Annotated in this window: 12 protein-coding genes; 9 read left to right on the forward strand and 3 right to left on the reverse strand. The window is 69.2% G+C overall.

Annotated features, from left to right (window positions below; translation table 11 throughout):
• The first annotated feature begins 97 nt into the window (after positions 1–97).
• The 6 genes from eccD to ACIQWR_RS04215 all read left to right on the forward strand — a co-directional run bounded on the left by eccD (position 98) and on the right by ACIQWR_RS04215 (position 7,216).
• A complete protein-coding gene (gene eccD / locus ACIQWR_RS04190) occupies positions 98–1,600 on the forward strand; it encodes a type VII secretion integral membrane protein EccD (RefSeq protein ID WP_404004985.1) in 1,503 nt (500 codons plus the stop codon).
• Between the two features lie 184 nt (positions 1,601–1,784).
• Positions 1,785–2,072: a 30S ribosomal protein S15 gene (gene rpsO, locus ACIQWR_RS04195; RefSeq protein WP_330332947.1), complete on the forward strand. Its 288-nt coding sequence runs from the start codon at positions 1,785–1,787 to the stop codon at positions 2,070–2,072.
• A 286-nt stretch (positions 2,073–2,358) separates the two neighbouring features.
• On the forward strand, positions 2,359–4,581 hold the full coding sequence (locus tag ACIQWR_RS04200; protein WP_404005047.1) for a polyribonucleotide nucleotidyltransferase: 2,223 nt from the start codon (positions 2,359–2,361) through the stop codon (positions 4,579–4,581).
• Complete coding sequence (locus ACIQWR_RS04205) at positions 4,578–5,954, forward strand: M16 family metallopeptidase (RefSeq protein ID WP_404004986.1); 1,377 nt, start codon at positions 4,578–4,580, stop codon at positions 5,952–5,954. The genes ACIQWR_RS04200 and ACIQWR_RS04205 overlap by 4 nt, the downstream gene beginning before the upstream one ends.
• 37 nt (positions 5,955–5,991) lie before the next feature.
• Positions 5,992–6,744 carry a 4-hydroxy-tetrahydrodipicolinate reductase gene (dapB, locus tag ACIQWR_RS04210; RefSeq protein ID WP_404004987.1) on the forward strand — a complete coding sequence of 251 codons (753 nt, stop codon included), beginning with the start codon at positions 5,992–5,994 and terminating at the stop codon, positions 6,742–6,744.
• A 19-nt stretch (positions 6,745–6,763) separates the two neighbouring features.
• On the forward strand, positions 6,764–7,216 hold the full coding sequence (locus tag ACIQWR_RS04215) for a hypothetical protein (protein ID WP_404004988.1): 453 nt from the start codon (positions 6,764–6,766) through the stop codon (positions 7,214–7,216).
• A gap of 46 nt (positions 7,217–7,262) precedes the next feature.
• Here the strand turns inward: ACIQWR_RS04215 and ACIQWR_RS04220 are convergent, their stop codons facing one another.
• Positions 7,263–7,823 carry a PH domain-containing protein gene (locus ACIQWR_RS04220; RefSeq protein WP_404004989.1) on the reverse strand — a complete coding sequence of 187 codons (561 nt, stop codon included), beginning with the start codon at positions 7,821–7,823 and terminating at the stop codon, positions 7,263–7,265.
• A 104-nt stretch (positions 7,824–7,927) separates the two neighbouring features.
• The gene (locus tag ACIQWR_RS04225; protein ID WP_385787470.1) at positions 7,928–8,167 is read right to left on the reverse strand and encodes a hypothetical protein; all 240 of its coding nucleotides are present in this window, start codon (positions 8,165–8,167) and stop codon (positions 7,928–7,930) included.
• Between the two features lie 229 nt (positions 8,168–8,396).
• On the opposite strand from ACIQWR_RS04225, the gene thyX reads away from it, so the two are divergent.
• From thyX to ACIQWR_RS04240, 3 genes are all read left to right on the forward strand, one after another.
• Positions 8,397–9,137, forward strand: a complete 741-nt coding sequence (thyX, locus tag ACIQWR_RS04230) for an FAD-dependent thymidylate synthase (protein ID WP_404004991.1) — start codon at positions 8,397–8,399, stop codon at positions 9,135–9,137.
• Between the two features lie 237 nt (positions 9,138–9,374).
• Positions 9,375–10,274: a 4-hydroxy-tetrahydrodipicolinate synthase gene (gene dapA / locus ACIQWR_RS04235; RefSeq protein ID WP_399265870.1), complete on the forward strand. Its 900-nt coding sequence runs from the start codon at positions 9,375–9,377 to the stop codon at positions 10,272–10,274.
• A gap of 153 nt (positions 10,275–10,427) precedes the next feature.
• Entirely contained in the window at positions 10,428–12,113 is a 1,686-nt protein-coding gene (locus ACIQWR_RS04240) for a ribonuclease J (protein WP_404004992.1), read from the forward strand.
• A 149-nt stretch (positions 12,114–12,262) separates the two neighbouring features.
• Here the strand turns inward: ACIQWR_RS04240 and ACIQWR_RS04245 are convergent.
• Positions 12,263–12,608 (reverse strand): hypothetical protein (locus ACIQWR_RS04245; protein WP_404004994.1); only part of this gene is annotated, 346 nt, incomplete at its 5' end.

A 12,608-nucleotide genomic window follows, 5' to 3' on the forward strand; every position in this document is an offset into this window, starting at 1 on the left:
GTAGGGTGGCCGCGCGCAGCATGCGCATCCGCGAATCCGCAGCGCGGCAGGTGTCGGCGCCACGCCGGACGAGTCCGCCAACCAGGGGGTCACACAGGTGAGTACGGCCGCAACGACGGGTTTCTGCAGGGTCACCGTCGTGGCCCCGGACAGCCGCATCGACGTCGCCCTCCCCGAGGACATCGCCGTCGCCGACGTCTATCCCGAGCTGCTCCGCCTCACCGGCCAGACCCAGCCCGTCGGCGCCCCCACCGGCTACCACCTGGTGCGCCGCGACGGCACCGTCCTCGACGGCGCCCGCACCCTGGCCGGCCAGCAGGTGCTCGACGGCGAAGTGCTGAGCCTGCGCCCCTTCGCCGAATCGCTGCCGCCCGCCGTCTTCGACGACGTCTCCGACGCCGTCGCCTCGGCCGTGGTCCGCGACCGGCACCGCTGGAGCGACGACATGCTGCGCGGCGCGGGCCTGGCCGGCGCCGTCCTGCTGCTCGTCCTGATCGGCTTCGTCCTCTGGTACGCCGACCCCGTCCGCCACGACATGCACGGCCTGCCCGGCATCATCGCCGGCACCATCGGCCTGCTGCTCACCGCGACCGCCGGCCTGCGCGCCCGGGTCTACCGCGACCGCGGCTCCGCCGTCGCCCTCGGCCTCGGCGCCCTCCCGCTCCTGCTGATCGCGGGCTCCGGGATCATCGGGCCCGACCCGGGCCAGGGACCCGGCCGGCTCCAGTTCCTGTTGGGCTGCGTCGTCGTCCTGGTCGCCTCGGTCGCCCTGGCCGCCCTCACCCCCAGCGGCGACGCCCCCTTCGTCGCGGCCACCTTCCTCGGCGCCACCGGCACGATCGCCACCTTCGTCGCGATCCTCACCGAGGCCTCCGCGACCGCGACCGCCTCCGTCTGCGCCCCCACCGCCATCGCCCTGGTCGCCTTCCTCCCCGGCCTCTCCGCGCGCTTCGCCCGGCTGCCCATCGGCTACGCCGCCCCGCAGAGCTCCGTGGAGGACTACGAGACCCCGGACCGCTACGAGGGCGAGCCCTACGGCGACCCCTCCTCGGACCCCTCCGAGCAGGGCGCCCCCCTGGACGCCGAGCTGATCGCCGCCCAGGCCCGCCGCGGTCACGAGATGCTGCTCGGCCTGGTCGGCGGCTGCGCCGCGGTCGTCGTCGGCTCCGCCGCCGTGCTCGGCTTCTCCCACAACCTCTGGGGCCAGCTCCTCGCCCTGGGCGCCGGACTGGCCATGCTGCTGCGCGCCCGCCTCTTCCGTTACACCTCGCAGGTGGTGTGCGCCCTGACCGCCGGGCTCGCCGCCATCGCCCTGCTCGTCCTCGGGCTGGCCCTGAACCCGCCGACCGCCCTGTTGGACGACCTGTACAAGTACGGGGAGCACGGTGGCCTGGACATCCGTACGATCTGGCTCTCGGCCGCCGTCGCCGCGGGCGCCGCGCTGCTCGCCATGATCGCGCTGGTCATCCCGAGCAAGGGCCTGTCACCCTTCTGGGGTCGACTCCTCGACCTCACCGAGGCCGCCGTGCTGCTCAGCCTGGTCCCGCTCTGCCTGGCCGTCCTCGACGTCTACACCGCGGCCCGCGCGCTCACCAGCTGAGACGGGCCGCTCCGGCGGCCTGGTACTGTGGGTGACGGCCGCTTGTGTACGCGTTCCCGGAGCCTTCTCACGAAGCCTCTGAAGAACTGCGCCCAGCGGACCCGCCTCCCGAGTTACGGAAGCTCCCCAGAGAATTCGACCTGGGGCACTCGGTGGCTACGAAGACCTATCACGAGGAGTACGCGTGCCGCTCGACGCCGCTACGAAGAAGCAGATCATGACCGAGTTCGGCACCAAGGAGGGCGACACCGGCTCCCCCGAGGTGCAGGTCGCGATGCTCTCCCGCCGCATCTCGGACCTGACCGAGCACCTGAAGGCCCACAAGCACGACCACCACTCGCGTCGTGGCCTGCTGATCCTGGTCGGCCAGCGCCGCCGCCTGCTGCAGTACCTGGCCAAGAAGGACATCGCGCGCTTCCGCATCCTGGTCGAGCGCCTCGGCATCCGCCGCGGTGCCGCGGGCGCCAAGTAAGAACGCCGTGAAGGGAGCGGTTCCCACGATTAGGGGACCGCTCCCTTTGCTGTACGTGCGGGACGTACCGGACGCTTTGTAGTCTGGTTCGCAGCACAACAGAAGAGGAGGAGCGCCCTCCCTACGCCGCCGGTCCTCGGTAGTGGCACCCGGAAGGCCCGAATGCCGGGCCACGAACCGGATGCTTCGATCGAAGACCGGCCCGCACGCAAGGAGCGCTTCTCCGAAAACCGTCCCCCGCCACACGGGCGGAGGACGGGAGACGACGAAAATGGAGAAAACGCTAGTGGAGAACGAGACCCACTACGCCGAGGCCGTCATTGACAACGGTTCCTTCGGCACCCGCACCATCCGCTTCGAGACGGGCCGTCTGGCCCGCCAGGCCGCCGGCTCCGCCGTTGCCTACCTGGACGACGACACGATGGTGCTGTCCGCCACCACCGCGTCGAAGAAGCCCAAGGACCAGCTCGACTTCTTCCCCCTGACGGTGGACGTCGAGGAGCGGCAGTACGCGGCCGGCAAGATCCCCGGCTCCTTCTTCCGTCGTGAGGGCCGGCCCTCCGAGGACGCGATCCTCACCTGCCGCCTGATCGACCGCCCGCTGCGTCCTTCCTTCAAGAAGGGCCTGCGCAACGAGATCCAGGTCGTCGCCACGATCATGGCGCTCAACCCGGACCACCTGTACGACGTCATCGCGATCAACGCCGCGTCCGCGTCCACCCAGCTGGCCGGCCTGCCCTTCTCCGGCCCGATCGGCGGCGTCCGCGTCGCGCTGATCCGTGGCCAGTGGGTCGCCTTCCCGACGCACACCGAGCTCGAGGACGCCGTCTTCGACATGGTCGTCGCCGGTCGCGTGCTCGACGACGGCGACGTCGCGATCATGATGGTCGAGGCCGAGGCCACCGAGAAGACCATCACCCTGGTCCAGGGCGGCGCCGAGGCGCCGACCGAGGAGGTCGTGGCCGCCGGCCTCGACGCCTCGAAGCCCTTCATCAAGGCCCTCTGCAAGGCGCAGGCCGACCTCGCGTCGAAGGCCGCCAAGCCCACCGGCGAGTTCCCGGTCTTCCTGGACTACCAGGACGACGTCTACGAGGCCCTCTCGGCCGCGGTCAAGGGCGACCTGACCAAGGCGCTGACCATCGCGGGCAAGCAGGACCGCGAGGCCGAGCTGGACCGCATCAAGGAGATCGCCGCCGCGAAGCTCCTCCCGGCCTTCGAAGGCCGCGAGAAGGAGATCTCCGGCGCGTACCGCAGCCTGACCAAGGCCCTGGTCCGCGAGCGCGTGATCAAGGACAAGGTCCGCATCGACGGCCGCGGGCTCACGGACATCCGTACCCTCGCCGCCGAGGTCGAGGCCATCCCGCGCGTGCACGGCTCGGCGCTGTTCGAGCGTGGCGAGACCCAGATCCTGGGCGTCACCACCCTCAACATGCTCCGCATGGAGCAGCAGCTGGACACCCTCTCCCCGGTGACCCGCAAGCGCTACATGCACAACTACAACTTCCCGCCGTACTCGGTCGGCGAGACGGGTCGCGTGGGTTCGCCCAAGCGCCGCGAGATCGGCCACGGCGCGCTCGCCGAGCGCGCGATCGTGCCGGTCCTGCCGACCCGCGAGGAGTTCCCCTACGCGATCCGTCAGGTGTCCGAGGCCCTCGGCTCCAACGGTTCGACCTCCATGGGCTCCGTCTGCGCCTCCACCATGTCGCTGCTGAACGCCGGTGTGCCGCTCAAGGCCCCCGTCGCCGGCATCGCCATGGGTCTGATCTCCCAGGAGATCGACGGCAAGACGCACTACGTCGCCCTCACCGACATCCTCGGTGCGGAGGACGCCTTCGGCGACATGGACTTCAAGGTCGCCGGCACCAAGGAGTTCGTGACCGCCCTCCAGCTGGACACCAAGCTGGACGGCATCCCGGCCTCCGTCCTGGCCGCGGCCCTCACCCAGGCCCGCGACGCCCGCCTCCACATCCTCGACGTGATGATGGAAGCGATCGACACGCCGGACGAGATGTCCCCCAACGCCCCGCGGATCATCACGGTCAAGATCCCCGTGGACAAGATCGGTGAGGTCATCGGCCCCAAGGGCAAGATGATCAACCAGATCCAGGAGGACACCGGCGCCGAGATCACGATCGAGGACGACGGCACCATCTACATCGGCGCCTCCGACGGTCCGGCCGCCGAGGCCGCCCGTGCCACGATCAACCAGATCGCCAACCCGACCATGCCGGAGGTCGGCGAGCGGTACCTGGGTACGGTCGTCAAGACCACCACCTTCGGTGCCTTCGTCTCCCTCATGCCCGGCAAGGACGGCCTCCTGCACATCTCGCAGATCCGCAAGCTCGCCGGTGGCAAGCGCGTGGAGAACGTCGAGGACGTGCTCGCGGTCGGTACCAAGGTCCAGGTCGAGATCGCCGAGATCGACTCCCGTGGCAAGCTGTCGCTGATCCCCGTGATCGACGGCGAAGCGGCCGACGCCGACGCTGACAAGGACGACTCCGACAAGTGATGTCGCGTAGTTCCCGAGTGACGGCCCGCACCTCTTCCGAGGTGCGGGCCGTCGCCCGTACCCAAACCCTGCTCCCGGGCGAGAACGGGACCGGCACGGTCCGCCGCACGACCCTGCCGAACGGACTGCGCATCGTCACCGAGACGCTGCCGTCCGTGCGCTCGGCGACCTTCGGCATCTGGGCCCACGTCGGATCCCGCGACGAGACCCCCACGCTGAACGGAGCCACCCACTACCTGGAGCACCTCCTCTTCAAGGGCACCAAGAAGCGCAGTGCCCTCGACATCTCCTCCTCGATCGACGCGGTCGGCGGAGAGATGAACGCCTTCACGGCGAAGGAGTACACCTGCTACTACGCACGGGTGCTCGACACGGACCTGCCGCTCGCCATCGACGTGGTGTGCGACATGCTCACCGGCTCGCTGATCCGCGAGGAGGACGTCGACTCCGAGCGCGGCGTCATCCTCGAAGAGATCGCGATGACCGAGGACGATCCGGGCGACTGCGTGCACGACCTGTTCGCGCACACCATGCTGGGCGACACCCCGCTGGGCCGTCCCGTCCTCGGCACCGTCGACACGATCAACGCGCTGAGCGCCGACCGGATCCGCCGCTTCTACAAGAAGCACTACGACCCGACGCACCTGGTCGTGGCCGCCGCGGGCAACGTCGACCACGCCAAGGTCGTCCGCCAGGTCCGCGCCGCCTTCGAGCGCGCCGGCTTCGACGGCACCGGCCAGGAGCCCATCGGCCCGCGCACCGGCACCCGCCGGATCCGCGTCGCCGGGCAGGTCGAGCTGGTCAACCGCAAGACCGAGCAGGCCCACGTGGTCCTCGGGATGCCGGGACTCGCCCGCACCGACGAGCGCCGCTGGGCGCTCGGCGTGCTGAACACGGCCCTCGGCGGCGGGATGTCCTCCCGCCTCTTCCAGGAGGTCCGCGAGAAGCGCGGCCTGGCCTACAGCGTGTACTCGTACACCTCCGGCTTCGCCGACACCGGCCTCTTCGGGGTCTACGCGGGCTGCCGCCCCAGCCAGGTCCACGACGTGCTGCGGATCTGCCGGGACGAGCTGGACAAGGTCGCCACCGACGGGCTCACCGACGACGAGATCCGCCGCGCCATCGGGCAGCTCTCCGGCTCCACGGTCCTCGGCCTGGAGGACACCGGCGCCCTGATGAACCGCATCGGCAAGAGCGAGCTGTGCTGGGGCACCCAGATGTCGGTCTCCGACATGCTGGCCCGGATCGCCGAGGTGACCCCGGACGACGTCCGCGCGGTCGCGCACGATGTACTGGCCCAGCGGCCCTCGCTGTCGGTGATCGGCCCGCTGAAGGAGAAGCAGGCCGCGCGCCTCGACGAAGCGGTCGCGTAGCAACGTACGACGTCACGGACGTAAGGAAGCGAAAGACATGAGCAAGCTGCGCGTGGCCGTCCTCGGTGCCAAGGGCCGGATCGGCTCCGAGGCCGTACGGGCCGTCGAGGCCGCCGAGGACATGGAACTGGTCGCCGCCCTCTCCCGCGGGGACAAGCTGGAGACGCTGGCCGAGGTCGGCGCCGAGGTCGTGGTCGAGCTGACCACCCCCGCCTCCGTCATGGGCAACCTCGACTTCTGCGTGCGCCACGGCATGCACGCGGTCGTCGGCACGACCGGCTGGACCGAGGACCGCCTCGCGCAGCTGAACACCTGGCTCTCCGGTTCGCCGCGGACCGGTGTGCTCATCGCCCCGAACTTCTCCATCGGCGCGGTGCTCACGATGAAGTTCGCGGCCCAGGCCGCGCGCTACTTCGACTCCGTCGAGGTCATCGAGCTGCACCACCCGCACAAGGTCGACGCGCCCTCCGGCACGGCGACCCGCACGGCGCAGCTGATCGCGGCGGCCCGCGCCGAAGCCGGCTGCGCCCCGCAGCCCGACGCGACGGTCACCGCTCTCGACGGCGCCCGCGGCGCCGACGTGGACGGCGTCCGGGTGCACGCGATCCGCCTGGCGGGCCTGCTGGCCCACCAGGAGGTGCTGCTCGGCGGTCAGGGCGAGACCCTGACCCTGCGCCACGACTCCCTGCACCACAGCAGCTTCATGCCGGGCATCCTGCTCGGCGCGCGCCGCGTGACGCAGACCCCGGGCCTCACCTTCGGCCTGGAACACTTCCTCGACCTCGGCTGAGCAGGCAGTAGCACTCCTTATGCGCGCGAAGATCATCTACTTCATCACGGCCGCCGTCCTGGTCTTCTACTTCGTCCTGGCCGGCCGCCAGGGCGTGACCCTGCTGTCCATGGGCACCTGGATCACCGTCCCCCTCGGGCTGTCGGTGCTGGTCCTGCCCGTCGTCGGCGTGTGGTTCCTCTGGAAGAACACGCGGTTCGTCACCCGGGCCAACCAGCTCTCCACCGAGCTGGAGGCCGAGGGCGGGCTGCCCGTGGACGAGTTGGAGCGGGACGAGCACGGCCGGATCCTGCGGGAGTCGGCCGACGAGGTCTTCGCGCGCCGCAAGGCCGAGACCGAGGAGGGCCCGGGGGACTGGCGCAACTGGTTCCGCCTCGCCGTGGCCTACCACGACGCCCGCGACACCCCGCGGGCCCGCAAGGCCATGCAGCGGGCGATCGCCCTCCACGACGGAAGGGCCGTACAGGTCTGATACCTGTACGGCCCTCCGCGCGGCGTGTGCGTCCGGTGACGCCCGCTCAGCCCACCGGCACGGCCCGGTACTCCTCGGCCCAGGCTTCGACGATGCCCGCGGCACGGTCGAAGGCCTCGGCGCGGGCCAGGAAGTCCGCGCTGTGGTCGGTGAGCAGCACCGGGGCCGGGGCCCCGTCGCGCGCGGCCACGGTCAGCGCCTGTCCCTGCACGGTGCGGGGCAGGCCCAGCCAGCGCACCGGCTGCTGGACCGTGCGGACCTCGCCGACCTCGGACCAGGGAATCGAGCGGGTCGAGAAGAAGGACACCCGGCGCAGCCCCGTACGGCTCACCCAGACGCCCGCGCGCAGCATCCGCAGCGCGGTCCCGATGACCGCGAGGGCGGCGGCGGCACAGACGGCGGCGCCGGCCCATGCGCCCGCGAACGCGATGATCATCGTCGCGAGCAGCATGAACGAGGCCAGCAGGAGCAGTACGGCCGCGATGGCCACCCGCCAGGGGCCGGGCCGGTAGGGCCGACGCCAGCGGTCCGGGTCGTCGTGGGGGAGCGCCGCGTCGGCATCGTCCTCGCCGTCGAGGTGCTCGGCCGTCAGGAAGGGCAGGGGCACGGCTGATCCTCACTCACATGCACATTCGGTAGGGCAGTGCCGGTGAGGCTACCCAGTCCGATCACGGCCGACCACCTCAGGGGGGCCGGACGGGTCGGTACGGCTCAACGCCCTTCGGAGGCCTCGGACTGCTGGGCCTTTTCGGGCGCCTTGTGCGGCTGCAGTGCGGGCATGCCGAAGAGCAACGAGCCGACGAGCCCCGCCACCACGGTCAGTCCGACCAGACTACGGGCGGCGATCTGCCCGAAACCGAGACTCTCGCGTGGCGGCGGGGTGACGTTGCTTCGGAAACGGTCGGCCTCGGCGACGAAGGCAAACGGGACGGGTTCGCGCCGGCGGAACATGGGAGCGACTCTCCTCACGATCGGGCCCTTGGGGCCGGGTGGCGACCCGGGCGGCCACCACTACTCGTAAGGACGTACAACGGGGCCGAACGGTGCCGGATTTCGGCAATTTAGCGGAACTTTATGGCTGGGAGTCAGATGTGGAACGGTCTGTGCCGCGGTCCGGGGGCGGCTGCCCGGCGCCGTAGAGTGGTCGCGCCCCAAGCGATGCCCTTTGGAAGGACCCCCGGTGAGCGAGACCGCCGCTTCAGACCTCAAACCCAGCTTCCGCAGTGACGTCACGGTGGAGTTGGTGAAGCACTCCGCCGCCGACTCCGACGTGCTGTGGGCGGCCCGGGTCTCCACGGCCGGGGAACAGTCCCTCGAAGAGCTCCAGAAGGACCCCGAGCGGTCCAAGGGCCTGATCAACTACCTGATGCGGGACCGCCACGGCAGCCCCTTCGAGCACAACTCGATGACCTTCTTCATCAGCGCCCCGATCTTCGTCTTCCGCGAGTTCATGCGGCACCGCGTGGGCTGGTCCTACAACGAGGAGTCGGGCCGCTACAGGGAGCTCCAGCCGGTCTTCTACGTGCCCGACGCCGAGCGCAAGCTGGTCCAGGAGGGCCGCCCGGGCAAGTACGTCTTCGTCGACGGCACGGCGGACCAGCAGGAGCTGACCGGCCGCGTCATGGAGGACTCGTACCGCCAGGCCTACGAGGCGTACCAGGAGATGCTCGCCGCGGGCGTGGCCCGCGAGGTGGCCCGCGCGGTGCTGCCGGTCGGCCTCTTCTCGTCGATGTACGCCACCTGCAACGCGCGCTCGCTCATGCACTTCCTCGGCCTGCGCACCCAGCACGAGCTGGCGGCGGTCCCGTCCTTCCCGCAGCGGGAGATCGAGATGGTCGGCGAGAAGATGGAAGAGCACTGGGCGGCCCTGATGCCCCTGACCCACACGGCCTTCAACACAAACGGCCGCGTGGCTCCGTAACGCCGGAATCCCGTGCGGCGCCCGGCACGTACGCATGTACGGAGACTTGACCGAAGTGTCCGTATTGCGACGTTTCGCAAAGTTCATCTAGGCTGATCAAACGGACCCGGCACTGCTTGAACCCCCGAGCAGGCAGTGCCGGGATCCAACACCACCCGACCCCTCAGAGGTCGGCACCCCCCTGTTGACGTCCCCCGAGGGGACACCGCGAGCGTGGCAGCGAGTAGCGTGTTACCCATGGCTCCGATCTCGACTCCGCAGACCCCCTTCGGGCGGGTCCTCACCGCCATGATCACGCCGTTCACGGCGGATGGCGCACTCGACCTCGACGGCGCGCAGCAGCTCGCCGTCCACCTGGTGGACGCAGGCAACGACGGCCTGATCATCAACGGGACCACCGGTGAGTCCCCGACCACCACCGACGCGGAGAAAAACGACCTCGTACGAGCCGTGCTCGAAGCGGTCGGGGACCGCGCCCATGTGGTCGCCGGCATCGGCACCAACGACACCGCCCACACCCTGGAACTGGCGCGCGAGGCCGAGCGCACCGGGGCGCACGGCCTGCTCGCGGTCACGCCGTACTACAGCAAGCCGCCGCAGGAGGGCCTCTACCGGCACTTCACGGCGATCGCCGACGCCACCGGGCTGCCGGTGATGCTCTACGACATCCCCGGTCGCAGTGGTGTCCCGATCAACACCGAAACCATCGTGCGCCTCGCGGAGCACCCGCGTATCGTCGCCAACAAGGATGCCAAGGGTGACCTGGGCCGTGCCAGCTGGGCCATCGCGCAGAGCGGCCTGGCCTGGTACTCCGGCGACGACATGCTGAACCTGCCCCTGCTGTCCGTGGGCGCGGCCGGTTTCGTCTCCGTCGTCGGCCACGTGGTCACCCCCGAGCTGCGCTCCATGCTGGAGGCCTACCTCGGCGGCGACGTGCAGAAGGCGACCGAGATCCACCAGAAGCTGCTCCCGGTCTTCACCGGCATGTTCCGCACGCAGGGCGTCATCACCACCAAGGGCGCGCTGCACCTCCAGGGCCTGCCCGCGGGTCCGCTGCGACTGCCGCTGATCGAGCTGACGGCCGAAGAGACGGCCCAGCTCAAGATCGATCTTGCTGCCGGCGGGGTACAGCTCTGACACCGGGCCCGACGCCGGGCACCACAGACTTCACAACTGAATAGGCAGTACCAGAGACACCCACAAGACACACAGCAAGTGCACCTGTGCACGAATGACATGCCCGCCACGTGCCTTCGTAGGTACGTGGCGTGTGTGGTTAAGGAGATACTTTTGAGCCATCCGCACCCTGAACTGGGCCCGCCGCCGAAGCTCGCCAAGGGCGGCCTCCGGGTCACCCCCCTGGGCGGTCTCGGCGAGATCGGTCGCAACATGACCGTCTTCGAGTTCGACGGTCGTCTGCTGATCGTCGACTGCGGCGTCCTCTTCCCCGAAGAGGAGCAGCCGGGCATCGACCTGATCCTTCCGGACTTCTCGTCCATCCGGGATCGCCTCGACGACATCGAGGGCATCGTCCTCACGCACGGCCACGAGGACCACATCGGCGCCGTTCCGTTCCTCCTCCGCGAGAAGCCGGACATCCCGCTGATCGGCTCCAAGCTGACGCTGGCCCTCATCGAGGCGAAGCTCCAGGAGCACCGCATCCGCCCCTACACCCTTGAGGTGAAGGAAGGCGAGCGCGAGAACCTCGGCCCCTTCGACTGCGAATTCATCGCGGTCAACCACTCCATCCCGGACGCCCTGGCCGTGGCCATCCGCACCGGCGCCGGCATGGTCGTGTGCACCGGTGACTTCAAGATGGACCAGCTCCCGCTGGACAACCGCCTCACCGACCTGCACGCCTTCGCGCGTCTGAGCGAAGAGGGCATCGACCTCCTCCTCTCGGACTCCACGAACGCCGAGGTCCCGGGCTTCGTCCCGCCGGAGCGCGAGATCTCGGGCGTCCTGCGCAACGTCTTCGCCAGTGCCAAGAACCGGATCATCGTGGCGAGCTTCGCCAGCCACGTGCACCGGATCCAGCAGATCATCGACGCCGCCCACGAGCACGGCCGCAGGGTCGCCTTCGTCGGCCGCTCGATGGTCCGCAACATGGGCATCGCCCGTGACCTGGGCTACCTGCGGGTCCCGGCCGGTCTCGTCGTGGACGTCAAGACGCTCGACGACCTGCCGGCCCACGAGGTCGTCCTGGTCTGCACCGGTTCGCAGGGCGAGCCGATGGCCGCGCTGTCCCGCATGGCCAACCGCGACCACCAGATCAGGATCGTCCCGGGCGACACCGTGATCCTGGCGTCGTCCCTGATCCCGGGCAACGAGAACGCGGTCTACCGCGTGATCAACGGCCTGACCCGCTGGGGCGCCAACGTCGTCCACAAGGGCAACGCCAAGGTGCACGTCTCGGGCCACGCCTCGGCCGGCGAGCTGTTGTACTTCTACAACATCTGCAAGCCGCGGAACCTCATGCCGGTCCACGGCGAATGGCGCCACCTGCGCGCCAACGCCGAGCTGGGCGCCCTGACGGGTGTCCCGAAGGACCGCATCGTCATCGCCGAGGACGGCGTGGTCGTCGACCTCATCGACGGCAAGGCCAAGATCACGGGCAAGGTCCAGGCCGGCTACGTGTACGTCGACGGCCTCTCGGTCGGCGACGTCACCGAGGCCTCCCTCAAGGACCGCCGCATCCTCGGAGACGAGGGCATCATCTCGGTCTACGTCGTGGTGGACAGCACCACGGGCAAGATCGTGAGCGGCCCGAACATCCAGGCCAGGGGCTCCGGCATCGAGGACTCGGCCTTCGCCGCGGTCCTGCCGAAGATCGAGGAGTCCATCGCCCGCGCGGCGGCGGACGGCGTAGCGGAGCCGCACCAGATCCAGCAGCTCATCCGCCGCACCATGGGCAAGTGGGTCTCGGACGGCTACCGCCGCCGCCCGATGATCCTCCCCGTCGTGGTCGAGGTCTGACGCTCTCCGTAGCGACCTCGTAGCGTCCTCACTGGAGCGGGGCAACCGGATTTGCATCCGGGGGCCCCGCTCCAGTACGTTTACGTCTCCCGCCTCGAAGGAACCTGTGAGCACTCACGTGCCCGGGCACACCCACGAGCGCGGGTAAATCAGCCCAGGGAAACCTGATATGGTCTGAACCTCCCGAAAGGGAAAGACCCCCAACGGTCACCGAATTCGAATTCAACTCCGGTAAACGGAGCGGGAAAAGAATCTGGTAGAGTTGGAATCTCAGGAAAGGGAAACGCGAAAGCGAAGACCTGGAAAGCGAAAAGCAAGATCCCGTTTCGACCGGGAATCGGACACGAAAGAGTCTGATAGAGTCGGAAACGAAGAACGAAGCCCGGAGGAAAGCCCGAGAGGGTGAGTACAAAGGAAGCGTCCGTTCCTTGAGAACTCAACAGCGTGCCAAAAATCAACGCCAGAAGTTGATACCCCGTCCACTTCGGTGGATGA

This window comes from Streptomyces sp. NPDC098789, assembly GCF_044759975.1.
In the GTDB taxonomy this organism is placed as follows: Bacteria; Actinomycetota; Actinomycetes; order Streptomycetales; family Streptomycetaceae; genus Streptomyces.